Origin of the sequence: Pseudomonas flexibilis (assembly GCF_000802425.1) — a bacterium.
In the GTDB taxonomy this organism is placed as follows: Bacteria; Pseudomonadota; Gammaproteobacteria; order Pseudomonadales; family Pseudomonadaceae; genus Serpens; species Serpens flexibilis.
Genome location: NZ_JRUD01000014.1, coordinates 31,557 through 57,060, shown reverse-complemented (window position 1 = coordinate 57,060; position 25,504 = coordinate 31,557). Strand labels below are relative to the sequence as shown.

General features: G+C 62.2%; 18 protein-coding genes and 3 tRNA genes. 2 read left to right on the top strand and 19 right to left on the bottom strand.

All coding sequences use genetic code 11. The features are described from left to right. From SF06_RS09665 to SF06_RS09650, 4 genes are all read right to left on the bottom strand, one after another. Nucleotides 1-1,152 (bottom strand): acyl-CoA dehydrogenase family protein, encoded by a 1,152-nt coding sequence (locus SF06_RS09665; protein WP_039561073.1) that lies wholly within the window; start codon nucleotides 1,150-1,152, stop codon nucleotides 1-3. Nucleotides 1,153-1,166: 14 nt separating this feature from the next. Continuing rightward, nucleotides 1,167-2,219, bottom strand: a complete 1,053-nt coding sequence (locus SF06_RS09660; protein WP_039561071.1) for an enoyl-CoA hydratase/isomerase family protein — start codon at nucleotides 2,217-2,219, stop codon at nucleotides 1,167-1,169. After that, nucleotides 2,216-3,112, bottom strand: a complete 897-nt coding sequence (gene mmsB, locus SF06_RS09655; protein ID WP_039561069.1) for a 3-hydroxyisobutyrate dehydrogenase — start codon at nucleotides 3,110-3,112, stop codon at nucleotides 2,216-2,218. Before mmsB ends, SF06_RS09660 begins: the two co-directional genes overlap by 4 nt. Before the next feature lie 70 nt (nucleotides 3,113-3,182). Next, nucleotides 3,183-4,694: a CoA-acylating methylmalonate-semialdehyde dehydrogenase gene (locus SF06_RS09650; protein ID WP_039561068.1), complete on the bottom strand. Its 1,512-nt coding sequence runs from the start codon at nucleotides 4,692-4,694 to the stop codon at nucleotides 3,183-3,185. A gap of 330 nt (nucleotides 4,695-5,024) precedes the next feature. Between SF06_RS09650 and SF06_RS18730 the strand changes: the two genes are divergently transcribed. Beyond that, the gene (locus SF06_RS18730; RefSeq protein ID WP_052199773.1) at nucleotides 5,025-7,487 is read left to right on the top strand and encodes a DEAD/DEAH box helicase family protein; all 2,463 of its coding nucleotides are present in this window, start codon (nucleotides 5,025-5,027) and stop codon (nucleotides 7,485-7,487) included. A 73-nt stretch (nucleotides 7,488-7,560) separates the two neighbouring features. On the opposite strand, the gene SF06_RS09640 is transcribed toward SF06_RS18730, so the two are convergent. After that, nucleotides 7,561-9,243: a DNA cytosine methyltransferase gene (locus SF06_RS09640; protein WP_324606699.1), complete on the bottom strand. Its 1,683-nt coding sequence runs from the start codon at nucleotides 9,241-9,243 to the stop codon at nucleotides 7,561-7,563. On the opposite strand from SF06_RS09640, the gene SF06_RS17995 reads away from it, so the two are divergent. Then, on the top strand, nucleotides 9,242-9,691 hold the full coding sequence (locus tag SF06_RS17995) for a very short patch repair endonuclease (RefSeq protein ID WP_076380823.1): 450 nt from the start codon (nucleotides 9,242-9,244) through the stop codon (nucleotides 9,689-9,691). The two genes, SF06_RS09640 and SF06_RS17995, sit on opposite strands and share 2 nt — an antisense overlap. A 72-nt stretch (nucleotides 9,692-9,763) precedes the next feature. On the opposite strand, the gene SF06_RS09635 is transcribed toward SF06_RS17995, so the two are convergent. The 14 genes from SF06_RS09635 to SF06_RS09570 all read right to left on the bottom strand — a co-directional run bounded on the left by SF06_RS09635 (nucleotide 9,764) and on the right by SF06_RS09570 (nucleotide 25,431). Beyond that, nucleotides 9,764-11,548 carry an AIPR family protein gene (locus tag SF06_RS09635; protein ID WP_039561067.1) on the bottom strand — a complete coding sequence of 595 codons (1,785 nt, stop codon included), beginning with the start codon at nucleotides 11,546-11,548 and terminating at the stop codon, nucleotides 9,764-9,766. Then, entirely contained in the window at nucleotides 11,545-12,552 is a 1,008-nt protein-coding gene (locus SF06_RS09630; RefSeq protein WP_039561066.1) for a PD-(D/E)XK motif protein, read from the bottom strand. Before SF06_RS09630 ends, SF06_RS09635 begins: the two co-directional genes overlap by 4 nt. Further along, complete coding sequence (locus SF06_RS09625; protein ID WP_324606698.1) at nucleotides 12,536-15,400, bottom strand: Z1 domain-containing protein; 2,865 nt, start codon at nucleotides 15,398-15,400, stop codon at nucleotides 12,536-12,538. The genes SF06_RS09630 and SF06_RS09625 overlap by 17 nt, the downstream gene beginning before the upstream one ends. Then, nucleotides 15,397-16,884 (bottom strand): ATP-binding protein, encoded by a 1,488-nt coding sequence (locus SF06_RS09620; protein ID WP_039561065.1) that lies wholly within the window; start codon nucleotides 16,882-16,884, stop codon nucleotides 15,397-15,399. Before SF06_RS09620 ends, SF06_RS09625 begins: the two co-directional genes overlap by 4 nt. 80 nt (nucleotides 16,885-16,964) lie before the next feature. Next, on the bottom strand, nucleotides 16,965-19,085 hold the full coding sequence (locus SF06_RS17730) for a sigma-70 family RNA polymerase sigma factor (protein ID WP_139326692.1): 2,121 nt from the start codon (nucleotides 19,083-19,085) through the stop codon (nucleotides 16,965-16,967). A gap of 4 nt (nucleotides 19,086-19,089) precedes the next feature. Next, entirely contained in the window at nucleotides 19,090-19,989 is a 900-nt protein-coding gene (locus SF06_RS09610; protein WP_039561063.1) for a BrxR family transcriptional regulator, read from the bottom strand. Nucleotides 19,990-20,378: 389 nt separating this feature from the next. Further along, nucleotides 20,379-20,454 (bottom strand) — tRNA-Thr (locus SF06_RS09605). Between the two features lie 254 nt (nucleotides 20,455-20,708). Then, entirely contained in the window at nucleotides 20,709-21,932 is a 1,224-nt protein-coding gene (locus tag SF06_RS09600) for a methyltransferase (RefSeq protein ID WP_039561061.1), read from the bottom strand. Nucleotides 21,933-21,980: 48 nt separating this feature from the next. Beyond that, nucleotides 21,981-22,670, bottom strand: a complete 690-nt coding sequence (locus tag SF06_RS09595) for an ABC transporter permease (protein ID WP_027591508.1) — start codon at nucleotides 22,668-22,670, stop codon at nucleotides 21,981-21,983. Continuing rightward, entirely contained in the window at nucleotides 22,667-23,362 is a 696-nt protein-coding gene (locus SF06_RS09590) for an ABC transporter permease (RefSeq protein ID WP_027591507.1), read from the bottom strand. The genes SF06_RS09595 and SF06_RS09590 overlap by 4 nt, the downstream gene beginning before the upstream one ends. Nucleotides 23,363-23,413: 51 nt before the next feature. Next, the gene (locus SF06_RS09585) at nucleotides 23,414-24,166 is read right to left on the bottom strand and encodes an ABC transporter substrate-binding protein (protein ID WP_027591506.1); all 753 of its coding nucleotides are present in this window, start codon (nucleotides 24,164-24,166) and stop codon (nucleotides 23,414-23,416) included. A 16-nt stretch (nucleotides 24,167-24,182) separates the two neighbouring features. Further along, complete coding sequence (locus SF06_RS09580) at nucleotides 24,183-24,956, bottom strand: ABC transporter ATP-binding protein (protein ID WP_027591505.1); 774 nt, start codon at nucleotides 24,954-24,956, stop codon at nucleotides 24,183-24,185. A gap of 288 nt (nucleotides 24,957-25,244) precedes the next feature. Then, nucleotides 25,245-25,320, bottom strand: a tRNA-Phe gene (locus tag SF06_RS09575). Between the two features lie 35 nt (nucleotides 25,321-25,355). Further along, a tRNA-Phe gene (locus SF06_RS09570) sits at nucleotides 25,356-25,431 on the bottom strand. Between the last annotated feature and the right edge of the window lie 73 nt (nucleotides 25,432-25,504).

Below are 25,504 nucleotides of genomic sequence, written 5' to 3'. Positions count from 1 at the left end.
CTAGACGCCGTAGTTGCGCAGCTCGCGGGCGATCAGCAGGCGCTGGATCTCGCTGGTGCCCTCGTAGATTTGCGTGATGCGCGCATCGCGGTAGTAGCGTTCCACCGGATAGTCCTCCAGGTAGCCGTAGCCGCCATGGATCTGCATGGCCTTGGAGCAGACGTACTCGGCCATTTCCGAGGCGAACAGCTTGGCCTGCGAGGCTTCCGACAGGCACGGCAACTCGGCGCTGCGCAACCGCGCGGCGTGCAGGATCAGCAAGCGCGCGGCGTTGATCCGGGTGTGCATGTCGGCCAGCAGGTTGGCGACGCTCTGGTGCTCGATGATCGGCTTGTCGAACTGGATGCGCTCGCGGGCATAGACCAGCGCCGCTTCGAAGGCGGCCCGAGCGATGCCCAGCGCCTGGGCGGCGATGCCGATGCGCCCGCCCTCCAGGTTGGACAGCGCGATGGCCAGGCCCTTGCCGCGCGGGCCGAGCAGGTTGGCGGCCGGCACCCGGCAGTCGCGCAACGTCACGCCGCAGGTGTCGGAGGCGCGGATGCCCATCTTGTGCTCGGTGCGGTCGACGATGAAGCCGGGCGTGTCGGTGGGCACCAGAAAGGCGGACAGGCCCTTCTTGCCCAGCTCCGGATCGGTGACGGCAAACACGATGGCGATCTTCGCGCGCTTGCCGTTGCTGACGAACTGCTTGGTGCCGTTGAGCACCCAGTCGCCGTTGTCCAGCACCGCGCGGGTGCGCAGGTTGTGCGCTTCGGAGCCGGCGTGCGGTTCGGTGAGGGCGAAGCAGCCGATGGCGCGACCGCTGGCCAGCTCCGGCAGCCAGGTGTCCTGCTGCTCTGGCGTGCCGTAGTTGAGGATGGGGCCGCAGCCCACCGAGCTGTGGACGGACATCAGCGTGCCCAGGGCGCCGTCGCCGGCGGAGATCTCCTCCACTGCCAGCGCGTAGGCGACGTAGTCGATATAGCTGCCGCCCCAGCGCTCGGGGACGATCATGCCGAGCAGGCCCAGCTCGCCCAGTTTGGCCACCGTGGCGTCGTCGATCCAGGCGGCCTTTTCCCAGGCCTGGGCGTGCGGCGCGATCTCGGCGCGGGCGAAGTCGCGCGCCAGGTCGCGGATCATGCGCTGCTCTTCGGTCAGTTCGATGTCATGCATGGGCTGATCCTCGTTCAGGCGCCGTCAAAGAAAGCGGCAATGCGTTTGGGGGTCACCTCGGCCAGTGTCGGCGGGTTCCAGTTCGGGTTCTTGTCCTTGTCGACGATCAGCGCGCGGATGCCTTCGATGATGTCGCCCCGGTCGAACCACTGGCGGCCCAACTGCAGCTCCAGGCGAAAGCACTCGGCCAGCGACAGCGCGCGACCGCGCCGGAGCATTTCCAGGGTGACGCTGACGGCCAGCGGCGAACGGCTGTCGATCACCTGCAGGGTGTGTGCCGCCCAGTCACGGTAGGCGTCACGGCTTTCGCTCGCCAGGGACGCACGGATGGCGGCGATGCTGTCGTGGGCGAAGTGTTGCTCGATGGCCGGCAACAGAGTGCTGAACGAGGGTTCCGGCAGCTCCCGGCTGCCCAGCTCGGCGAGCAGGGCGGTCAGCACCAGGCTGGCCGGCATGCTCCAGTCCTGCTCGTCCAGGTGCCGTTCCAGTTCGGCGAAGCGCGCCTCGGGCAGGCAGTAATCGGCGAGTCCGGCATACAGCGCATCGGCGCAGTCGACCTGGTTGCCGGTCACGCCCAGGTAGATGCCGAGGTTGCCGCGCAGGCGCGACAGAAAGTGGCTGGCGCCCACATCCGGGAAATAGCCGATGGCTGTTTCCGGCATGCCCATGCGCGTGCGTTCGCCAATCACCCGCAGCGCCGCGCCCTGCACCAGCCCCATGCCGCCGCCTAGCACGAAGCCGTGCATCAACGCCAGCAGCGGCTTGGCGTAGGCGTGGATGTACTGGTCCAGCGCGTACTCCTCGACGAAGAAATCCCGGTGCAGGCGTTCGCCATTGCGGTAGCTGTCGTACAGCGAGCGGATGTCGCCGCCGGCGCAGAAGGCCTTCTCCCCCGCGCCGCGCAGCACCACGGCGACCACCTGCGGATCGTCCGCCCAGGCTTGCAGCTGGCGATGCAGGATGCGCACCATCGGCAGCGTCAGCGCGTTCAGCCCGGCGGGGCGGTTGAGGGTCAGATAGCCGACGCGGTTGCGCAGCTCGACGAGGATCGGAGCGTCCTGGCTCATGTCGCGTCCTCCGGGCGGTACAGGCGGATGATCGCCGAGAAGTCCAGCGCCCCCTGGCCGCGCAGGCTGCTGGCCTGGTAGAGCTGCTGGGCGAGCGCGCCGAGGATCACCGGCTGGCGCACCTGCTTGGCCGCCTCGCTGGCCAGGCCGAGGTCCTTGAGCATCAGGTCGGTGCCGAAGCCGCCGCTGTAGCCGCGCGACGCCGGGCCGTTCTCCAGCACGCCGGGGAACGGGTTGTTGACCTCCGAGCTCCAGCAGCGGCCGCTGGAGGAATTGATCACCCCGGCCAGCACCTTGGCGTCCATGCCCAGCGCCACGCCCAGCGACATGGCCTCGGCGACGCCGATCATCGAGATGCCCAGCAGCATGTTGTTGGCGACCTTGGCCACCTGGCCGTTGCCGCTGGCGCCGCAGTGCACGATGTTCCTGCCCATCGCCGAGAGGATCGGCTGGGCCTGCTGGAACTGCGCCTCGCTGCCGCCGACCATGAAGGTCAGGGTGGCGGCCGCGGCGCCGACGGTGCCGCCGGACACCGGCGCATCGACCATCGGATTGCCGTTGCGGGCGGCGGCGGCGGCCACCTCGCGGGCGCTCATCGGGTCGATGGTGGACGAATCGATCAGCAGCACCCCGGCCGGTACATGGGCCAGCAGCCCGTCATCGCCCAGGTAGACCTGCCGCACCTGCGCGGCGGCCGGCAGCATGGTGATGATCGCCTCGACGCCCGCCCGGGCGACGGCGGCGGGGGAGTCGGCCGGCTGCGCGCCGGCTTCCGCCAACCCGGCGACCGCGGTGGCGGAAAGATCGTAGACGCTGAGCCGGTGGCCAGCCTTGAGCAGATTGCGAGCCATCGGCCCGCCCATGTTGCCGAGTCCGAGAAAACCGATATGCATGGCCGTGTTCCTTGTTGTTGTTGGCGGCGAGTGCAGCGGCGCCGGCGCACAAGCGGGGCGCCGCTGTCGGTCATTTCAGCGTGATGGTGGTGTTCACCGGGCCGCCGACTTCGTTCTCGTCGAACCAGCGCTGGGTCACCGTCTTGGTCTGCGTGTAGAACTGCACCGCCTGCTTGCCGTAGGGCCCGAGGTCGCCGAGCTTGGAGGCGCGCGAGCCGCTGAAGGAGAACATCGGCGCCGGCACCGGGATCGGCACGTTGATGCCGACCTGGCCGACGTCGATCTCTTCCTGGAAGTGCCGCGCCGCCGCGCCGGAGCGGGTGAACAGCGCCGTGCCGTTGCCGTTGGGGTTGGCGTTGACCAGCGCGATGGCCTCATCGAGGCTGGCGGCCTGCATCACGCAGAGCACCGGGCCGAAGATTTCCTCGCGGTAGATGTCCATCGTGGCGGTGACCCCGGAGAAGATCGTCGGCGCAATGAAATTGCCCTGCGGGTAGCCGGCCACCTGCGGCTGGCGGCCATCCAGCACCAGTTCGGCGCCTTCGCCGATGCCACGCTCGATCAGCGCGCCGATGCGCTCCAGCGCCGCGCGGGACACCACCGGGCCGACGTCGGTGCCGCCCTCGACACCGGCATTCACCTTCAGGGTCCTGGCCTTGGCCACCAGATCCGGCAGCCAGTCCTGCGCCTCGCCGACCAGGATCACCACCGACAGCGCCATGCAGCGCTGGCCGGCCGCGCCAAAGGCGGCGCCGACCAGGTTGTTGAGGGTCTGCTCCTTGTGCGCATCGGGCAGCACGATGCCGTGGTTCTTCGCGCCCATCATGCACTGCACGCGCTTGCCGGCCTGGCTGGCGCGGTTGTAGACGTGGGTGCCGACCCTGGTCGAGCCGACGAACGAGACAGCCTTGATGTCCGGGTGATCGCAGATCAGGTTCACCGCATCGGCGCCGCCGTGGATGACGTTGAGCACGCCCGGCGGCACGCCGGCCTCCAGGGCCAGCTCGGCCAGGCGCATGGTGACCATCGGGTCCTGCTCGGACGGCTTGAGCACGAAGGTGTTGCCGGTGGCGATGGCCATCGGAAACATCCACAGCGGAATCATCGCCGGGAAGTTGAACGGCGTGATGCCGGCGCACACGCCGAGCGGCTGCTGCAGGGTGTAGGTATCCACGCCGCCGGCGACGTTGTTGGCCAGCTCGCCCAGCTGCAGGTTGCCGATGCCGGCGGCATGCTCGACCACCTCCAGGCCGCGGAACACATCGCCCTCGGCGTCCGGCAGGGTCTTGCCCTGCTCGGCGGTGAGGATCGCCGCCAGCTCCTGCATGTGCTCGCGGATCAACTGCTGGTACTTGAGGAAGATCCGCGCCCGCGCGCCGATCGGCGTCTTGCGCCAGGTCTTGAAGGCCTCCTTGGCGCTGGCAACCGCCGCGTTCATCTCCGCCTCGGTGGCGAACGGCACCCGCGCCAGCACTTCCTGCGTGGCCGGATTGACGACATCGCGCCAGTGGCTGGTGGACGACTCGACCAGCTTGCCGCCGATCAGGAGTTTGACGGTTGGAATGACACTGGGCTGGGGCATGGGCTGTCCGTCCTGAAGATGTTGTTATGGGATGGGTGTGAGCCTTTGACTTGATCCTAGGGTGCAGAATTGCCGACATCAATGTGGGTTGGCGCATAGGGGGTGTGCGGAAATGCACGATGGGCGATAGGGCGATGCCTCTGGTGGGGGGATCGCAGCTCAACCGCACGTCGCCCTTTACCCGTACATGAAGACACGCATAAGGTGGCGATCTCATGGCAGATCGTGGCACCCAAGGGATGGTTTCTACCGCTGCAGCCTTCCAATGCTCTGCCTCCCTATCCAAGCTGCGGGCTGAAGCCTGGCAGTCAGCTTTTTCGGAGTGTTTAGGTGAGCAGTACCGAGGCCTATTACAACCGCCACGCCCAGCAATTCGTCGACGACACGCTGCACGTCGACCTGCGCAGCCTTTACGTGCCCTTCCTTGCCGGGTTGCCGGTTAATGCCCGTATTCTCGATGCTGGTTGCGGCTCCGGCCGCGATGCCCGGGCGTTTCAGAAGCAGGGCTATCAGGTCAGCGCCTTCGATGCCAGCGAACAATTGGCCAGCCGTGCCAGCCAACTGCTGGGCTTCACCGTTCCGGTAAAGCGCTTCGATGAGGTTGAGGAGATCGAACGCTATGACGGCATCTGGGCCTGCGCCAGCTTGCTGCACGTGCCCGAACGCCAATTGCCAGAGGCCTTTGCGCGCCTGTGGCGGGCGCTCAAGCCTGGCGGATTGCTGTATTGCAGCTTCAAATGGGGGCAGGGCGAACGCCAACACCATGGCCGCCACTTCACCGATGCGGATGAAACACGCATTGGCGTGTGGACCCGGACGCTTCCCAGCCTGAGTCGCACGACCTGTTGGCTGACTCCGGACCAGCGGCCGGGCCGGGATGAACAGTGGCTGAACGTCCTGCTGCATAAGGCCGCCAGCAAACTGGTGACCGGCGGCGACGACAATCCCTTCCTGCCGTACCTGTGCGCCGCCATTCACCAAGCGCACCGGGTCGACATGGCGGTGGCCTTCATCAAGACCACCGGCCTGCGTCTGTTATTGCCCGACCTGCTGGAATCGCTGCAGCGCAACGAGGCGGCGCTGCCTGCCGCGCAGGTGCGCATCCTGACTAGCGATTATCTGGACGTCACCGACCCGGAGGCCTTGCGCCTACTGATGCTGCTGGCCGAGCAGGGCGCGCAGGTGCGCATCTACCAGAGCGCTGGCAGCAGTTTTCATCTCAAGGCCTACCTGTTCAGCGGGCTGGACTGGGGGCGCGCGTTTATTGGCTCCAGCAATATCAGCCGGCAGGCGCTGCAGCAGGGACTGGAGTGGAACTATCGAATCAATTACCCCGGTGACGATGGCTATCTGGAGGCCTGCCGGCGTTTCGATGAACTGTTCGAACACCCGCGTTGCATCACGCTGAGCGATGCGTGGATCGACGCCTATGAGCGGCGGCGCATCAAGCCTGTGCAGCAGATCGAGCCGGGCAGCACCGAACATGAACCCCCGCCGGTGCCTAGCAAGGTGCAGCAGGAAGCGCTGCACGCGCTACGCGCTACCCGTGAGCAAGGCTATATGCGTGGGCTGGTGGTGTTGGCTACGGGCTTAGGTAAAACCTGGCTGGCCGCCTTCGACGTCAAGCAAATGGGCGCGCGTCGCGTGCTGTTCGTTGCCCACCGCGAGGAAATCCTCAATCAGGCGGCGGCGACCTTCACGCGCATTCAGCCCTCGGCGCGGGTCGGCTTCTATCGCGGCCAGCAGCGCGACAGTCAGGTCGACGTCCTGTGCGCGTCGGTGCAAACGCTCGGCAAGCTCGAGCACTTGGAGCGCTTCAGGCCTCAACACTTCGATTACATCGTGGTCGACGAATTTCACCACGCCTCGGCGCCGACCTATCATCGCCTGCTGCAGCATTTCGTACCTGCATTCCTGCTTGGCCTGACCGCGACGCCAGATCGCACCGACAACGCCAATATTCTTGCGCTGTGCGATGACAACCTGGTCTACGAAAGCGATCTGTTTAGCGGCGTGAGCGAGAAGCTGCTGGTGCCGTTCCACTACTACGGCATCTTCGACAGTGACGTGGATTACCAAGGCATTCCGTGGCGCAACGGCCGCTTCGATCCCGAGCTTTTGGCCAACAAACTGGCCACCCTCGGCCGCGCCCGGCATGCACTGAGCCAGTGGCGCTTGCATGCGCAAGCGCGCACCTTGGCGTTTTGCGTCTCCACCCGGCACGCCGATTACATGGCCGAGCATTTCCGCAAAGAAGGCATCCGTGCGGCGGCGGTGTACGCGGACTCGCATTTGTCGCGGGGCGAAGCGCTGGAGCAATTACGCGCTGGGGAGTTGCAGGTGCTGTTCTCCGTCGACCTGTTCAACGAAGGCGTCGACTTGCCGGTGATTGATACGGTGATGATGCTGCGTCCCACCGAATCGAAAATCCTCTTTCTGCAACAACTCGGGCGCGGTCTGCGCAAGGCTGAGGGCAAGGACAAACTGGTGGTGCTGGATTTCGTCGCCAACCACCAGAGCTTCCTGCACAAGCCAATGGCGTTGATGAACCAGAGCATGAACCGCCGCCAATTGGCCGAGTTCGCCCGTCAGGAAGCAGGGCTTACGCAGGGAGAGTTCGCAAAAGCTCTGGAAAGGCCGCAGTCCTTCGCCAGCGACATCGAGCGCGGCCTGCGTCGGCTCGACCTAGTACAGCTTCGCGACATCTGCCAAGTCTTGGGGATCGGGCTAGTTCAGTTCGTGCAGCGCTTCGAAGACACGTTAGTAGAGGCAGGGAAATCGAACCCAGGATGATGAAATGGTCTGATTTCCAGCCTCCGAACAAGTCGTGGGCTATTTCAGAGCCTCCGTAGAGGCTCTACCTTCCTCACTCTACCCCAGCAGGCAGGCGGGCCTTCCTGTCATGTGCATCAACCTTTTGGTGCATGATACGGAAAACAACCTCAGCAATCCTGGAGGCAAGCAGTGGCGGCACGGCATTGCCAACCTGATGAAACTGCTCTGTCCTGTTGCCTTGGAAGAAGTAGTTGTCCGGGAAGGTCTGAAGACGCGCAGCCTCACGCACGGTCAGACTGCGGCACTGACCGGGGTCGTAATGAATGAAGTAATGCCCATCCTTGGAAATGTGGCTGGTGATGGTCGTGGCAGGCGCCTTCTCCATTTGCACCCGGAAGCGATCACTGAACTTTCCGCTCTTCCAGTTCTTGTGGTCGGGAGCAAGCGCTTCCAGTGCGAACTCCTTGTGCCCCTTGGGTGAGGCATCGTGCGCCCGTGCATAGAGGGCAGCATACAGATAGCGGAGAAGGTCCGAAGGCATATGCCCCCGGGCGTCATGGTTCAGCCAGTAATCCAGGTTCTCATCCAGATACCAGGCATCCAGTGGATCGATACCCGTGGAGCCATCCCTCCTGCCAGCCACCCTTGCCACACGACGCCCTCCCGAATGCTCGGGGGCATCAAAGCGGTTCCAGAGCGTGTTCAGCTCTGACCACATGGAGGCATTCACGGGATCGATCTCGCTCCGGAGATACTCGAGATGCTCCCTGATCACTGTCTCCCAAGCATCTCGGCTATCAGCCATCTTCGTCAGGGTGCTGCGAAGCTTCGGCAAATTCCACAGGACCTCGCCGACAGAAACCCTTGATGCCGCCTTGCGCAAGGTGACCAGGTTCGCAGAGACAGGAAGGCTGTCCGTGGCAATGCCCAGCAGGATGACGCGGTGTCTCGCCTGGGGAATGCCGTAGTCCTCGGCCTTGAGGATGAACGTCTTGGGATCGATCTTTTCTACGTCGTCGCCCGGGCCGAATGATGCGCCGGTTGCTAGCGAGTAGATGCGGTACTGCTTGCCACGCCCTTCCGTGTGAAGCGCCTGATGCGGATCGGAAAGGTCTCTCAGAATGCTGGAGAAGATCCGTTGGTCATTGACCTTCGAAGACAGGATGCCCTTCACATTCTCCATCACGAAGACAGTGGGCTGACGCTCCCGGATGATCCGGAGGTATTCCTTGTATAGGAAATGTCGATGATCGTCCTCGGCCTTGTAGTCGGCCTTTGCCTGATTGCGGGCACGACCGACTATCGAATAGGCCTGACAGGGCGGCCCACCGATCAGCACCCAGGGCCGATTTCCGTCCAACCGTTCATCAAGTGCCTTGTCTAGGATACCGTTGCCCAGATCACTCCCCAGGGTTATGCACTTGGCTTCCTCGCCGGCCTCCTCCCAGAGCGGCAGGGTAACCGCCGAAGGAGTGAAGCCTCCGGTCGCTGACGGGTTGTTGCAGTAGCTGTAGTACTCGAACAGCCGCTCGGGCATCTTCTTCCCGAGCAACCGATAGAAGGCTCTCAGCCGCAAGGTTTCCCATGCCTTGGGGTCCATTTCGGCGGAAACGATGATCTCGAAACTCTTCCCGCCTCCTGACGACGAAAAGCCCTCGCCAAGTCCACCGGGACCGGCGAAGAGGTCCACCACTTGGATCGGCTCCTCGAGCACTCCTGCGAGCTCCGGCGGCGTATCCTCAGGAAGGGTTAGGGTCATCTGGTCTTGATTCATGGACATCGTCAGTAAGGAAGTCAGGTCTCGCATGATGGCGGGCATTCGCGGTAGCAACACCTCTCCGGAAGTGAAGGTGCGGCGCCTGCTGCATCGGCACGGCTTCCGGTATCGCCTCCACCATAAGGGGCTGCCGGGGAGGCCGGATCTGGTGCTTGCCCGGTACAGGCTCTGCATTTTCGTTCACGGCTGCTTCTGGCACAGGCATCCGGGCTGCCGTTACGCCACAACGCCTCGTACTCGTGAAAGCTTCTGGCAGGAGAAATTCGCTCAGAACGTCGCAAGGGATGCCCGTAATCGCGCCCTGCTCCTCGAGCAGGGATGGAGGGTGTTCGAGCTATGGGAGTGCGGAATCCGGCGACCGGATGCAGAAATGCTCTGGATCCTCGAGGCAGTACGCAATTGTAATGAAAAACATCTCAGCTGGCCCGACCTATCGAGCCCCTGATCCGCAAGGCAGGGCAGTCACCTGAATGAACAACCTGCTCCTGCCTACGAACGCCCTCGGGGTAAAACTCGGTCAAGCCAGCTCCAAACGAGCCTCAGGCACGGCAACCGCAGGTGCCGAGAACGGACGAGCGAACATCGCCGTCTTGCACTCCGGGCGCTTTGCCCACTCCGAGATCATCTTCCCGTTCGCTGTCTCATGCAGTCGCTCATTGACCTCCCGAGCCCAGATCCTGACCTGCTCCAGAAACTGCGGAGAGACGCCCTGTCGGCTCCAGACCCTTTCAAGGTCGAAGGCATCCTTGTAGGACTCTGCGACTACTGCAACCGTGTATGCGGCAACGTTTGCAAGGAACGCCGAGACAAGAGGCCTGGCTGCCTTGTGCACAGCTTTAAAGATAATGGCCTTGGCGACCAGAGCCTTGAAGAAAGGCGGATCCAGCACAACTGGCGAACCGGCTGCCTCGGAGTCTGTCAGCGAAGTCATGAACCTGTCGAAGCACTTCTGAGTTCCGAGGCTTACAACATCGGGCTTGCCCTCCCAAGCCATGAGGTACTTCGCTAGATCCGTTTTAGTGATCTTCCGTGAGACAGGTACCGACTCCCTTAAGGCTCGCAGCTTCGCCGGAGTCGTCCCCTCCCGGGCTAAAAGGGTGTTGTAGCTACCAGCGGCCCGCTCGTAGAACCAACGCCCTGTTCCATCGGGACAGTAGACCGTGAGCGAAAGACGCTCGACATCGACATGGAAAGGTTTGTTGGCCGAAAGGTCGGACTGCCGTACCGCATTCTGGCTGTTGGCATAGCGCGAGATATCAGAAACGAGAGCCTCCTCCCTGGCAGGATCCTCCTCCTTCAGCACGATGATCTTGGCCGGCACGCGAACCTTGGAAAGATCCGTATCACCGTATTTCTTCTTCGCGAAATAGATGGACGCTGTCGTCTGGCCACCGTTCACGATCTGCATGCCCCGCAGCCAGGCAATTCCCGGAGCACCATCGCTGGTCCGGTCGAGCTTCATGTCATCGGCCACGAGCACGATGCCGTTGTTGTAGGCCATGAACCTCTCCGGGGCAGTCCGGAGGGTGCTCTGGATACCGGCGTTGACGCCCCTGGACTTCACGCTCAGGAAGGAGCGGACGTTGGCCTCCAGCAGACGAGGCCCGAATTTTTCATAGATGAACCGCAGAGCCTCGCCCGGGATGGCAGTCAAGGCGTAATCATAGTCACCGGTCTCGCCTGGCACGAAGACGCATGGTAGCGGCGATCCGGAAACCTCGTTGAAGTCAACAACGAGTTCGTCGCGCGGCTTGCCCTCTGAGCGGTGTCTGTACAATCGCTCGATGTCCATGACCTCAAGCTTCACGGATTTGCCACCAACCTCCCGACTCTTGAAGCTCTTGGACTTGGCGACCCCATCCGTGAGTACAAAGATGCGAACTTGCTCCAGCTCGTTGTAGATTTCCTGAATTGTCAGGGTGAGAGAGTGCTCGTCACTCGAGGGGTCGAACTTGTCTGCGAGGCGCCCCGATGCACAGTACTCGAGAAAGCGGATGCACTGGGAAGCGGCTGTCTTGGTGTCCTGATCAGATACCGGAGTCAGGGCTTCAACCCCCTCATATAGACTGACGAACAGGTCCAGTTGATCGGCATCCTCGGACATGGCATAGCCACTGAGGCGCAAATTGGCATTACCGACCTTCTTGTCGAAATGACAGACAACCGGCTCGAAGGTCATCCCAGCCTCGACCAGATGCTGCATCACCACTTCGCAGAATTCGAGTTCGGCAAAGGGGGACCCGTCGCTCATCTGGGCCGCGACCTCGGCCTTTGTCTCGGCAAAAAATTCTTCTAGGGTCATTGCAATACTCCAAGAGAACTAAGAGCAGCGGGAAGGTCCGTGAGGAAGTCCTTCGCGCGGTCCAGATCTATTTCGTAAATGGCACGGGAAATCCCGTCGGGCACAGATCCTGTAGTCAATCTTGGGAAGTCTCTGGTTACCCCGTATACACGGATCTCTTTGAACTCAAAGGTCCGGGTGTATGCCGAGGCATGCGACTCCACGTAACCGGCGGTCAGCAGCCTCTCCCTGATGAAGGCGACCGCAGCGGGGATATCGGCCAGCTGGCGCTCGATGCCGGAGATGACCTCGGGAAGCGTCGACCCTTCAGCTCCCCGGGAGAACCGGACTGCTGCCAAGAAGAGTGGCGAGGCTGTTGCGTCATCAAGCTGCTCGAGAGAACCGATCTTCACAGGAAAACCAGCTGTGGAAAGTGTGGCCTTCACCTCGACTGCTCCATCTCCGAGAGCGAAGTCCTGCGGAGCATCGTCCGGCCCGAGCCATCCCTCCAGAACAGTTTCCGTCGAGACACCGGCCTGGAGCAGCAATGACATGAAAGTCAGCTCACCAGCGAGCCCCAACTCTGCCTCTGGCCCAAGAGGCGGTGTACCGCGAGACATGAACTGTTGCCACATCCGCACCCTGCGGAGCATGGTCTTGAGGACGCATGCCTCGCCATTCTGAACCTCGGCGTCCATCGCTCGGGCTACGTCACCTACCATTTCTGCAAACAACTCGGGGCTGCCGGACTCCTTGCGAGACAACGCAATCCACGTTTTCCCGTCCCCGTTCGGATCGGCCCTGACGACCTCGAAGCCCTTGCCCTCAGGCAGGCGCTCCGACGGAGCTAGGCGGGCGCTTGGGAAGCAAGTCAGCAGTGCCTCTTCATTGCCTGGAAATCTGCGCGCAGCAAGTAGCTCGCACGAGCCAACTGGCGTCACGGGAATACCGCGCCACCCTCCCGCACAGTCACTGCCGGAGAGTGCCTCCCACGCTGCGACAAACTCGTCAATCTGCCGGGCCATACTCATTCTCCCAAAGCAGATGGTCTACTTCGTACTTGACCGTTGTAATTGATCGACTGGCTGGGAAACTAGCCCCAAAGGCCACAACTGGCGGGCTATCCTCCGGCAGCCCGGCAGCCTTCGGATCGAGAGGATAAACGAGCAAGAGCCCCCGCTCGGGTGCGGCAGGAATACCCTCCGCACCGTAGCCTCGCACACGCCTCACTGCCGGCCCGCTGGGAGTCTTCGGCTGCTCCTTGCCAGCTTCATCAGTCTGCCGCGCAGGATCCTTGGTCCATGCCGAAATCGTAAGTTCCAGCGCGGCCCTCCAGGCATCCTCCCCCAAGTCAATCGACTCGTCTCGAGGCGAAAGAAGCCTTCCGATTGAATAGTGCCCGCTTCCATCCTTGGGCTTTCGTGTAACCATATTGTCAATCGAATACTTACCACAGAAAGAGTTGGGGCCTCCCTCACCCCCGCCCATCAGCACGACGGTCCATGAGGTCAGCTCGCCGTTGGCGACCATGGCCTTGATGAAGTCCATCAGCAGAGCACTGTTCACCTTGCGAGCTGCCGGGTGGGTCAGATACGCCCCGAAGAAGTCTATGACGTGGTCAGCCGGGACATCCTTCCAGAGGAATCCTTTCCAGTCCTGCGTCCCTTCGCCCCGCTTCCGCGTAATAGTACCGGCCTCGGCCGGCACTCCAGCTGCTTCGAATAGATGCTCTGCTGCCGCGAGATTCTTGCCGAGGATCCCCGGATCGCGATGAAAGGCAACAGTTTCGAGTACCTCACCACTGAACGAGAGCTGGAGACTCTTCGCACTACGCATCTTCAACGGGGAGGTGACCATCAGAACCGGATGGGACTGAACCTTCATGCCATATTCACGCGGCGTAGCACGAGTAGCCACCATCGTGTCGAACTCTTGGCGCAACTCTTCGGCAGCATCGGCAATGTGTCCGAACCACTCGACGAGATCAGGCGTCGTGTAGAGTCGGCAGAGGTCTACATAGCCAGGGCGATAGCCGAACCACCGCCCCATCTGCATAAGGGTGTCATACATCTTCGTCGTCCTGACGAAGTAGCTGACGCAGAGGCCTTCAAGGGTCAACCCCCGAGCAAGCTTGTCGCCACCGACTGCGATGACCTTCAGGCCAGTCTCTTCCCTCTCGGCATAGTCGAGAACATCTCCTGCTGTACCGTTGATGGCCCTGACACTCAAGTCGCCGAAGACTTCGGGCAAAACGGCTACCACATCCTCCCAGTCAGGGAGGTCGCAGTCTGCTTCCAGATCTTTCAGAGCGTGGCCTATAGCCGCTGAGGTTGGAACGAAGTCATCCAACCAGAGACGCTTCCACTCTGCCAGCAACTCATCTCTCTCGAATCCTCGCTCTATGCGCTGCCGGAATCGTTTCACGAGAGCATCGACCTGACGCCGTACTTCCTCTTGGACAGCCGTATAGCGCGTCACATGGATGAGCATCGAGGAGTGACGTCGCCCCTGCCCACGCAGAATCCTGACAGCGCAGGCGAGCACAAACGCTCCTACGGCGTTGCGCAGGGAGGGCGGGACTTCATCCAGCCCATCGTGAAGAGGTACATGATCCTTGGGATGTTTAGCCGGCATCCAGCCGCCGCTTCCCTCCTCATCGAGGTGATCATCCACCTCCCTCGAGAGAGGGAGACCACCTATCCTGCCCTCTGGTGAGCGCAGACCAAACACACGGGCGGGCCCGATATAGTTCGACGGTGCAGAAAGATTGACGATGAAGGATTGCGGGAAGAGGTCCGGTCCCTCTTCCTTGGTCTCATTGCGCCGATGGATGAAGATATTGGCAAACGGGGTAGCCGTGTAGCCTACGTATGCCTTCTTGGCAAACGAGTGGAGAATTCTTCGAATACGACTGTTGATTGCCTTGGGCTGATGATCTTCGTCGGGCGTCCCGTCAGAGTTGAAGAGCTGCTCTCCGGTATCGACCGAAGCGTGGTCAGTCTCATCGTCAATCAGCAATAGTGGCAGATTGGTGACGATGGGGCGTCCGTCAGCATCCTTCGCATCGGCGACGTGATTGCGTATCCACTTCAGGAGCCGCTCGAGGACCGTCTTGTTCTTCTTGACCACAAAGAGCCAAGGCCTCTGCTCCGGAGTGATGGCGTAGTGTCTTGCGACCCGAGTATTGAAATCCCCATTGTCGGAACGATTTGTCGCGCAGTTCGGACGGATTTCAGCATCCCTGCCGTTTTCACCTACGCCGATGAATCGGACCACATCATTGCGAACAGAGGTCTCGTACCCCAGAAATCCCTCTTCGAGGCGAATCTGGGTCTGTGATCGCAGATTGTTGTGAAGCCCGGCAAGAACGATGATGATCTTGTAGCCAGCATCAGCTGCCTTGCAGATCAACCCAGTGTAGTTACCCGTCTTTCCCGATTGAACGTGCCCCACCACAAGACCGCGCCGATCCCAGCGCCCTTCGCGCGCAGGGTCCTCAAGCAACTCGAGGATTTGGTTGGTGGACTCGTCCAGAGCATCCACAGCCTTCAGCGACATCTTGCGCTCAAGAAAGTCCCGGTAACGCTGCCAGTAACGCCAGTCCCTTCTTCGGGCTGCGGTAAGCCAGTCCTTGTGTCCTTCTTGGTCGGCCAGGGTCGAGGCGTTTCCGATCCAAAGACTGAACCGCCGGATCAACTCAGCCACCGCCGCTTTCCTGTCGATCTCCACTCCCTGAACCATGGCCCCAGCGACGAAGTCGACCTGTTCCGCAATGAGGGCTGGCGTCACCGTACCCTTTTCCATGGCATCCGCCAGAAAGGTCTGGGCGACGCTCACAATGCGTTGAAACACCTTGCTCTGTTCTTCCGTCACTTCAAGGTTCCTTCTTTGCTCCTGTCCACCTCGGGCAGGGAGGCGACCAGGGCTGGATAGTTATGAAACGGATCAGTGCACGACAGGGCTCGGACCGCAGCCTCGGCACTCATACCCCGCCGTCCGGTCATGTCGCGATAAAGAGTAAGGAGAACCGTGCGAACACCTTCCGGGGCCTCCTCCGGTTCTCCTGAGAAGCCGGTCTTCGGGGTATCCTTGTTCTCTGCTGTATCCAGCCATATCCGCTGAACCGGAACCGTCTCCTCGACGACCCTCAGCATTGCCCTGACGAGATCAGTACGGTCTCCAATCGCCTCAAGCACAGCGGCCACGGCTGGATGCCCCTCATCGATGCGGTAACGAACTCCGTCCCTGAGCCTCTCGACACGCCAGGCCTGTTCGACCTGGACACCACCGGGGCCGGGTGCCGGAGCCCCACGAAAGGCGAAGACCCTTCTGGCCCTTTCCCTGGTGTCCTCGGCAAGCTTCGTGAGCCACGGGCGCACCGATACCGGAGGGCGAGCAGTCGATTTCTTTACATCGATCTTCCAATCAGCATCGGAGGTATTCGGAATGTCGAGCCGGATTCGAGCAAGCCGATGCGACTCCTCGCGGTTCCACGCTCGCCCTTGGCCAAGGCCCAGCCATCCGCCTGCAAGCAGCAGGCGCCGGTTCCGGTAGACATAGAAGCCCTGCTGTGATGTCCACCCTTCAGCCCCCCCCGCCTTGTGGAAGTCATCTGCGGATAGTCGATCCTTGTGCGGAAGAACATGACACTGGGCCTCGACCGTGCCGGAGAGCGTGAGGATCCTGGCGACAGGCGACTGCCACGGCTTCGCGGGATGCCCCATCATGAAAGGATCCCAGGGGCTTACAGACTTTCCATTGATGGAAAGCCGAAAGGCTGGATTCGGGCCTTCCAGAAGCCGATGGAAGATCATCGCCAGTCGCATCTCCACGTCGTCCACAAGATCGGCGAAATGGTCGATGTCGTAACCAGGTGTCACGATGCGATCCAGGCGCTCCCAGAGGACAATGGTTCCGGATCGGAGACCTCTGATCGAATCTATAAAGGGCTCAGAGCCATCGGCGGGTCCCTCGAACATGCGCCAGCCGTCATCCGGCGAGGCAGCGATGGCATCCAGATCCCATCGCAGGCAGGCAAGGGGGGCATCCATCTTCTTCGATGCAACCGTGAGACGACGACACTGTGAGAAGGAGGCGGTCTTCAACCCCATTCCGAAACGCCCGAGATCAGTCGGAGCCCTTTCGTCGAGCGGATTCTTTGCACCAAGCGTCATGGCGGTTTCGAGCTCGGCGTCATCCATGCCACGACCGTCGTCCAAGACGGAAATTCGACTGGAGTCTCCATCCCAGTCGAACTGCACATGGACCTCGGAGGCCCCGGCGGACACACTGTTGTCGATCACATCAGCCAAGGCTGCGGCGGTCGAGTATCCGAGGCCACGCAAAGCTTCCAGCATTGCTCCGGCTCGCGGCGGTGCGAGCCTCGCTCTATGTGTCATCATGTCGATCCCTGTGAAAAAACTGGAGCCGGTTGATGTCATCCTTCCGGCGAAGGAGCTGGCAGAGCTTGCGGTGCAGGCGATGATGTGGCTATGGTCTTCTGAGCAGATACGCTATCCATAAACGACTCCGCATCCCTCATCATCCTGCGAGAGAGCTTGCCGATGGCTTTCGACTCGATCTGGCGAATACGCTCGCGGGTTACATCGAAAAACAGCCCAACCTCCTCTAGGGTCATCGCATCCTCCCCTCCGAGCCCAAAGCGAAGGGTTATAACCCTGGCAGAGCGCTCGTCGAGCTCCCCGATTATCCCGTCCAGGGCCTTCCGCAGGGATTCAGCCTCCGAAACGGAGGCAGGATCTGACGCGGCATCCATCAGGAGATCGCCCCGAGGAAGCCCTACCTCGGAATCCAGCTCGTCCAGAGAAGCTATATCCTCGAGAACGCTCAGAAGGTATCCGACCTTGGCCTGCGGAATACCCGTACGGAGGGAGATTTCACGCTCCGACTCCGGGCGCCCTTCCCTGGCCTCGAAGGCCTCGCACTCGCGCAGGATTTTTCGGACAGAGTCATGCATGTGGACAGGAACCCGGACGACTCTTGCCTTGTCAGTTATCGCGCGCGCGATTTGCTGGCGGATCCACCACATCGCGTAGGTGGAGAAGCGGAACCCCCGGCGCCAGTCGAAACGATCGACGGCCTTCATCAATCCGATGTTGGCCTCCTGCACAAGATCATCCAGGGACTCCGTGGACCACTGGTATTTCTTTGCCACTGAATAGGCAAGACGCAGGTTGGAGCAGATCATCCGCTCTCGAGCGGCGGCCTGACGGCGAACAGCCGAAGTGAACAGGACGCCAGCCGGATCATCACCCGCCTTTGCTGCCAGCTCGAGCATGAACCCTCGGGACAGCCCTGCGGCGGCGAGAGCAGCTCGAATATGTACAACTTCATCTCTGTCCAACGATCGCGCCTGGGAAACAGCGGACACAAAGGCAGCGGCATCCCGATCGAGTTCTACCTCGTCTGCGTCGTCGAGCGAGGTGTTCAGTACGCTGGCCTCACCCTCTTCTGAGGGCTCGGCTCCAGAGCTGAACGCCTCGACATCTGCCTCCCCACTGGCGACCCTCTCGGCCACATCGAAAACAGCCGCAAGCCCTTGTGGCCAACGCGAAAGGGCGTCCAGTGCCTCGGAACCGCACTCCTCCATCTCTCGACTCAGGGCGACTTCCTCTTCGGCCTCCAGCAGATCTCCCCTGAACTCCTTGAGGTTTAGATAGATGCGCAGAGGGTCGTTCCGTCCCGAGGCCAGATCCTCGGCAAACTCGAAGGCTTCGGCGATTGCAAGGTCCTCCTCGGCCGTAGGCTCGCCAAGAAATGGCGGCCCATCAATTTCCGGCACGCCATCGATAACGGCTCCGAGATCACCGACAACGAAGGTCAGCAGGCTCTCCGCTTCCTGATTGCGCGACTCATCCGCCTTCAGGCACGCATCGATCAGAGCAGACTCGGGTACCGAACCCTCACGCAGAGCACGGAATAACAAGCCGCGAACACCTGCTGCCTCTCCGTCGTCACGGGCCAGCGGAAGGGCTCTGTCGGGAAGGAACAGATCTATGTCGTCCCAGCCCTCGTCGACGTCGATCACCTGGTGCCGCCCAATAGCCTCGTGTAGAACACGAGCCTCTTCGGCAACTCTTTCATCACCCTGCGGAGCAACTACCTCTGGCTCCGCCTCCCAGTCATCTAGGTCGTCAAGAGCTGCATCGTCCAGACCAGCAACACTCAGGGGCTCGCTCAGACAGAGCGGAGTATCCGTAGCCACAAGGGGTGGCCCCTTGGCAAGTTCGACCGCAGCCGCAACAGGTCGCAACGCTGCAAGAGCCTCTCGCAGCAACACTGCACACTCTTCGCACCCGACCTTTTCCGCATAGGCAAGTGCATCTCTGCCTTCAGGGTCGGATAACGCCGGATTTGCACCGGCAGCTAGGAGCAGCCGGACGATACCAACCTTCTTCCGTCCAGCAGCCAGCATCAGGGGGGTTACCCCCTTCCCATCTCTCGCATCGAGGTCATCGCCTCGACTGATATGGTGCTTGACCGCAACCTCGACGCCGGCAATCGTCGCCATACGGAGCAAGGGATTCAGAGCATTCAATGGACTATCCACGCTCTAGGACCTCCGGCGGCGGGACGTAGCCTGGCGCAATGGCTGCGCTCTCTACGTCGTAGAGGGCAAGCGGATCATGCAGCCACAGGCGGTATTCGGGACCGCGCAGGGAATGATCAGGGGAGCAGTCAACACTCCACCGCCTCAGCACGTAGCCCGCCAATGCCGCGCGAGCAACGATCCGCAACTTCCCGTCAACCATTGGATAGTCGAGAGCAGCAAGCTCGAGGCGCTCGGCATGTGGATGGGGAACAAGCTCTAGGTCGACGAGCCTTGACCACTGGATGTCGCGCCCAGGTTCTTCCGCCGGCAAAGCCGAGCCCTCAGCCAGACCTGCCGCAACGATCCGGTTCAGGGCAAAGTCCCTGAACGACGAGCTTTTCCGGTCGAAGGCTCGGGTGTGCCAGCGCAGCCCGTTGTCCACTAGCGCGAAGGGCACAATGACACGCTCGGATAGACCGCTCGCGGAGGAAACGTAGGAAATCCTGAGAGCAGACTTGGCTCGAATGGCCCGGGAAACGACCGCAAGCGTCTCGATTGAGGGGCGACTTATTGAAGTTGGGAACTCGCAGGGCACGAGCCCTCTAGGAGTCCCACCCAGGCCGTCACCAAATCCCATGGATAGCGCAGAAAGCACTCGCTCAATGGGATGCTCGAAGACTGGCTTGAAGCCCGCGCCGATGAGGTAGGTCTTGGTACGTGCGTCGAAAAGAATGTTGTCGGGTGCCAAGGCTCGGTAGCGAGCCAGATCGCGCGTGGCGGCAGCAGCAGCCACTCCGAAACGTGCCGAGATGTCTGACCTGGACACCGCGCCAAGGAAGTACAGCCGAAAATCGATGTAGGCGAGCCTCTCTCTTTGAGCGCCCCCTACCTCCTGAACACCTGCTCGCACGACCGTCTCCCTTGCCCCATGGCATGGGCCGAGTCTACTGGTGGCTTATAGCTGTGTACACCCGGCCTCATCTTTTTGATTAGCAGGCTTGGGGGCGATGAAGAAGACCACTCATCGCCGTCCTAGGAAGGTAGATCAGGTGAGGGAGCAAGGTCACCGTGAGCAGCCTTCAAGCTCCGAAAAGAGGAGCATGCTGCTCCGACCAGATATCGGCATGGGGAATGCCTCGCCCGGAGCTGGCCGCAAGAGTCAGGCAAACGGTGAAAAGTAGTCCCGTATTTTCTCTAACTGGAGCTGGATCGGGCGTCAAATCCCTACCCCAATCCTACCCCATATCAAATTTTGCCCACAAAAAAGGCCTACGATCACTCGTAAGCCTTTGTTTTGTATGGTGCCGGCACCAGGAGTCGAACCCGGGACCTACTGATTACAAGTCAGTTGCTCTACCAGCTGAGCTATACCGGCGAAAACGTCCGGCATTATACCGACCGGGGCGCGGGAGTAAACCGCTGTGCTGTCGATGGGGTCACGGCCGGCGGGCCTTATGCACAAAGCGAATGAAATCAACACGCTGTGAGATGGAATTTGTGAAGCGCTCGGCCGATTTCGCAACTTATTGTTTTTGCTGGTTATTTTCGGATTGTTCAGAAATGGATCAGTGCGGGCAAAGGCCCGCGCGGCGGGCTTTTGCGGGGCTTACCCCAAACTCGTTCACAGAGTTATCCACAGATTCTGTGGGCATCGTTGCGCTCGGCGAGGAGGAGCAGGTTGCGGGGCGTGAGCCGGTGTTCGCAGAACTGGCCCAGTCGCACTTGGTAGCCCTGTTCCTCCAGAAACAGGGCCCGGTCGAGAACCAGCCAGAGCTCCATTGGGCGGCGGAACAGGTTGCGTAGCAGCTCCAGGTTGCGCACTTCGGCCAGGCGCTGCCAGCCGGCGCTCTCCAGTGCGGCCCAGTCCTGTTTGCCCGGCTTGGGCAGTTGCTTGAGCTCGGCGAGGTCGTGGCAGTACTGGGCGAAGGGCTTGTCCAGCCAGTGGCTCGGGAGCGACGGGGTGGGCAGGTATTCGTCGCGGCCGCGCAGTTGGCGCTGCAGCAGGTCGAAGGCCAGTCGGCGCGCCATGGACTGATCGCGCTGGCGACGTACCCGGGCGCCGGCGGTGGCGGTTTCGCACAGGGGCAGGGCCAGGTCGTCGCGACTGAGCCGCAGCTCGGAATCGCGGGCCGCTGCCGACAGCGGCTGGTATTTGTCGGTGCCGATGCGGTTGTAGCAGCAGGGCGCCACGGCCAGGTGCGCGCAGCCGCGCTGGCTGGCCAGTTGCAGCAGGCGCACATGCAGGTCGCCGCAGGCATGCAGGGCCACGGGGCTGTGTTCGGGCGCTAGCTGCTGGGCGGCGTCGGCGGCGAGCACGTCCTGTTGGAGATGCCGGGCCTGCAGCTGCTGGCGTTGGCTGAGCGCGGCGCCGGCTTCCACCAGCGAGGGATCGTATTCCAGGCAGGTCAGGTGGGCGCCGTCCTGGGCCAGCAGGCGGCCGAGATGGCCCTTGCCGGAGCACCAGTCCAGCCAGTGGCGCGGCGGCTCGCTGAACTGCAGGCGTGAGGCGAAGGCGCGGATCTGCTGCCACTTGCGACCCGGCACGTCGACGCTCAGCCGCGCGGGCGGCTCCGCGCCCGTATGGCCCGGCAATTCATGCACATGACCCAGTTCCCAGGCGGTGGCGGCCAGCTCCGGAAATGGGGCTGGGGCGGGCAGGCGCTCCGGGTGGGACTGGTCGGCGTCGGCTTGCTCCAGCGTGCGTGCGCGCAGCCAGGCGGCCAGACGGGGATGCTCCGCTTCCCAAGGCAGGTGCAGGTGGGTAAAGGGCTTGGGGCGCCAGAGCGTCTGGTGGGCGATCAGGAAATCGTCCAGGGCCTGGAAGCGGGCGAGCAGATCGGGACCGGTGAACATGATGGATTTGGAAAGGCGCGCCCCTCGGGCGAGGGGCGCGCTAAAGGGTCAGCGTCCCTGGCAGGCATCCACGCGCAGCCAGCGTTCCAGCAGCTTGAATCCCTGCACCAGCACGAAGGCGATGATCAGGTAGATCACCCCGGCGGCGAAGAAGAACTCCACCGGCAGGTAGGTGCGCGCGATGATGGTGCGCGCCGCACCGGTGAGTTCCACCAGGGTGATGGTGCTGGCCAGGGCGCTGGCCTTGAGCATCAGGATTACTTCATTGCTGTAGGCCGGCAGGCCGATGCGGATGGCGCGCGGCAGGGTGACGTGTAGCAGGGTCTGCGTGCGCGACATGCCCAGCGCCCGCGCCGCCTCCACTTCGCCGGGCGGCACCGCCTGGATGGCGCCGCGAATGATTTCGGCGATATAGGCGGCGGTGTGCAGCGTCATGGTGATGATGGCGCACCAGTACGGGTCACGCAGGTACGGCCACAGCGCGCTCTGGCGCACCACATCGAACTGCGCCATGCCGTAATAGACGAGGAACAGCTGCACCAGCAGCGGAGTGCCGCGGAAGAAGAAGATGTAGGCGTAGGGCAGGGCGCGCAGGTAGAGGTTCTGCGAGGCACGGGCGATGCCCATCGGCAGGGCCAGGATCAGCCCGAGCAGCACGGAAATGGCTACCAGCTGCAGGGTCAGCACCGCGCCGTCGAGCAGGCGCGGCAGGTATTGAACGATCACATCCCAGTTCATGCCGCGCTCCTCACGAAGCCGCGGCTGGCGCGCCGCTCAAGGAAATGCAGGCCGATCATCGCGACGACGGTCAGGCCGAGGTAGATCAGCGCCGCCACCATGTAGAAGGTGAACGGCTCCTTGCTGGCGGTCACTGCGATCTGCGAGCGGCGCATCAGCTCTTCCAGACCGATCACCGAGACCAGCGCGGTGTCCTTCATCAGGATCATGAACAGGTTGCCCAGGCCCGGCAGGGCGATGCGCCACATCTGCGGCAGGATCAGCCGCCAGAAGATGCGCGGAGCCGACAGGCCCAGCGCCAGGCCGGCTTCACGGTGACCCTTGGGAATGGCCAGGATGGCGCCCCGGAAGACCTCGGTGGCGTAGGCGCCGAAGCACAGCCCCAGGGCAATGGTGCCGGCGGCGAAGGCGGAAAGCTCCAGGCTTTCCATGCCCAGCAGGTCGGCCAGACTGCGCATCAGGCCCACCGTGCCGAAATAGATCAGCAGCACCCAGAGCAGCTCGGGCACGCCGCGCACCAGGGTGGAGTAGGTGCCGCCCAGCCATTGCAGGGGCTTGAGGGGCGAGGTCTTGGCCAGCGCACCGAGCAGGCCGAGGACCAGGCCCAGCGCCAGGGAGGCCAGGGCGAGCTGGATGGTCATCAGCGTGCCGGCCAGCAGCGCGGGGCCGAATCCGTGGAGGTCGAAGATCATGAGGAAAAGCTAGCGTGAGGCCGGCGCGCCCGAAGGCGCGCCGGGGGTCGATCAATAGATGCTGAACGGGAAGTACTTGGCGTTGATCTTTTCGTAAGTACCGTCCGCGACGATTTCCTTCAGCGCGGTGTTCAGGCGCTCGCGCAGCGGGTCGCCCTTGCGCACGGCAATGCCGATCTTGTCGTTGTCGAACACCGGGTCGCCCTTGAACTCGAAGTCCTTGCCGGCGTCGCTCTTGAGCCATTCCCACTGCACGAAGGTGTCGGCGAGGATGCCGTCCAGGCGGCCGGAGGCCAGGTCCAGGTAGGCGTTCTCCTGGGTGTCGTAGAGCTTCACGTCGACTACCTTGGCCAGGTTGTCCTCCAGCCAGGTGCCGGCAATGGTGGCGCGCTGTGCACCGATCACCTTGCCCTTGAGGCTGTTCTGGTCGGTCTTGAAGTCCACCGACTTGGGCGCCACGAACTGCAGCTTGTTGGTGTAGTAGGGCTCGGTGAAGTCGACGGCGCGCTTGCGCTCTTCGGTGATCGACATGGAGGCGATCAGGAAGTCGAACTTGCGGGCGTTCAGCGCCGGGATGATGCCGTCCCAGTCGGAGGTGACGACTTCGCATTCGACCTTCATCTTGGCGCACAGCGCCTGGCCGATTTCGATGTCGAAGCCGACCACCTGGCCGCTGGCGTCGATCAGGTTGAAGGGAGGGTAGGCGCCTTCGGTGCCGAGCTTGAGCTTCTCTGCCGCGACGGCCTGGCTGCCGATGGCCAGGGTGGCGGCGGCGGCCAGCAGGAACTTCTTGTAGGTCTGCATGCGGTGTTGCTCCGTGTTAGCGATGGCTGGACATGAATTGTTTACAGCGCGCCGATTGCGGGTTGTCAAACACCTGCTCGGGCGACCCCTGTTCCTCGACCAGACCCTGGTGCAGGAAGACCACTTCACTGGACACCTGGCGGGCGAAGTTCAATTCATGGGTCACCAGTAGCATGGTGCGTCCCTCATCGGCGAGCGCACGGATCACGTTAAGCACTTCTTGTACCATCTCCGGGTCCAGCGCCGAGGTGGGCTCGTCGAAGAGGATCACCTTGGGCTGCATCGCCAGGGTGCGGGCGATGGCGGCGCGCTGCTGCTGGCCGCCGGACAGCTGGTTCGGATAGGCGTGGCGCTTGTCGGCGATGCCGACCTTGGCCAGCAGGGCCTCGGCCACGTCGATGGCTTCGGCCTTGCTCTGCCCCAGCACGCGGCGCGGGGCCTCGATGATGTTGTCCAGCACGCTCATGTGTGGCCAGAGGTTGAAGTTCTGGAACACGAAGCCGACCTGGCTGCGCAAGCGGTTGATCTGCCGGCTGTCCGCCGCGACCAGTTCGCCAGCCTTGCCGGGCTTGAGCTTGAGTTGTTCGCCGGCGACGAGGATTTCCCCTTCGTTGGGGTTTTCCAGCAGGTTGATGCAGCGCAGGAAGGTGGACTTGCCCGAGCCAGACGAGCCGAGGATGGAGATCACGTCACCGTCACGGGCGGTGAGGGAAATGCCCTTGAGCACCTCCAGGTCGCCGTAACGCTTGTGCAGGTTGCGGATTTCCAGTGCAGGCGTGGCCTGAACCATACGTTGTCCTCTTGTATGACTCCGCTGCAGACGGCGACGGGGGACGTTGCCTGCAAGCTAGCACAGGGGCGAGAGGCGGCCAACACGGCCAACCGCCGGAGCTCGCCTGGCCCTGCGAGCCGTGCGGATGAAGAATCGTGCAGCTCCCGGAAACGGGGCTCGAAAACGCGGCATTCTACGGGATGTCGTCGAGCCGTTCCACGTTGTGCGATGTCGTGCCGGTGCCTTGTTGCGATGCCCAGAAACGACAAACCCCTGAAGTCTTGCGACATCAGGGGTCTGGAATATTGGTGCCCAGGGACGGAATCGAACCGCCGACACGGGGATTTTCAATCCCCTGCTCTACCAACTGAGCTACCTGGGCGAATCAGGGCGTGAAGAGAAAGGCACCTGAGTAAGTGGTGCCCAGGGACGGAATCGAACCGCCGACACGGGGATTTTCAATCCCCTGCTCTACCAACTGAGCTACCTGGGCAACAACGGGCGGCATTAAACCGGTTTTACCGCCGGCGAGTCAACCGCACGCGACGGAAAAATCAGTTTTTTTA

Coding starts and splice junctions, on each gene's coding strand:
- SF06_RS09665 (WP_039561073.1), bottom strand. CDS start 1,152: ATGCATGACATCGAACTGACCGAAGAGCAGCGCATGATCCGCGACCTG.
- SF06_RS09660 (WP_039561071.1), bottom strand. CDS start 2,219: ATGAGCCAGGACGCTCCGATCCTCGTCGAGCTGCGCAACCGCGTCGGC.
- mmsB (WP_039561069.1), bottom strand. CDS start 3,112: ATGCATATCGGTTTTCTCGGACTCGGCAACATGGGCGGGCCGATGGCT.
- SF06_RS09650 (WP_039561068.1), bottom strand. CDS start 4,694: ATGCCCCAGCCCAGTGTCATTCCAACCGTCAAACTCCTGATCGGCGGC.
- SF06_RS17995 (WP_076380823.1), top strand. CDS start 9,242: ATGGACATCGTCAGTAAGGAAGTCAGGTCTCGCATGATGGCGGGCATT.
- SF06_RS09640 (WP_324606699.1), bottom strand. CDS start 9,243: ATGAATCAAGACCAGATGACCCTAACCCTTCCTGAGGATACGCCGCCG.
- SF06_RS09635 (WP_039561067.1), bottom strand. CDS start 11,548: ATGACCCTAGAAGAATTTTTTGCCGAGACAAAGGCCGAGGTCGCGGCC.
- SF06_RS09630 (WP_039561066.1), bottom strand. CDS start 12,552: ATGGCCCGGCAGATTGACGAGTTTGTCGCAGCGTGGGAGGCACTCTCC.
- SF06_RS09620 (WP_039561065.1), bottom strand. CDS start 16,884: ATGCTGGAAGCTTTGCGTGGCCTCGGATACTCGACCGCCGCAGCCTTG.
- SF06_RS09600 (WP_039561061.1), bottom strand. CDS start 21,932: ATGTTCACCGGTCCCGATCTGCTCGCCCGCTTCCAGGCCCTGGACGAT.
- SF06_RS09595 (WP_027591508.1), bottom strand. CDS start 22,670: ATGAACTGGGATGTGATCGTTCAATACCTGCCGCGCCTGCTCGACGGC.
- SF06_RS09590 (WP_027591507.1), bottom strand. CDS start 23,362: ATGATCTTCGACCTCCACGGATTCGGCCCCGCGCTGCTGGCCGGCACG.
- SF06_RS09585 (WP_027591506.1), bottom strand. CDS start 24,166: ATGCAGACCTACAAGAAGTTCCTGCTGGCCGCCGCCGCCACCCTGGCC.
- SF06_RS09580 (WP_027591505.1), bottom strand. CDS start 24,956: ATGGTTCAGGCCACGCCTGCACTGGAAATCCGCAACCTGCACAAGCGT.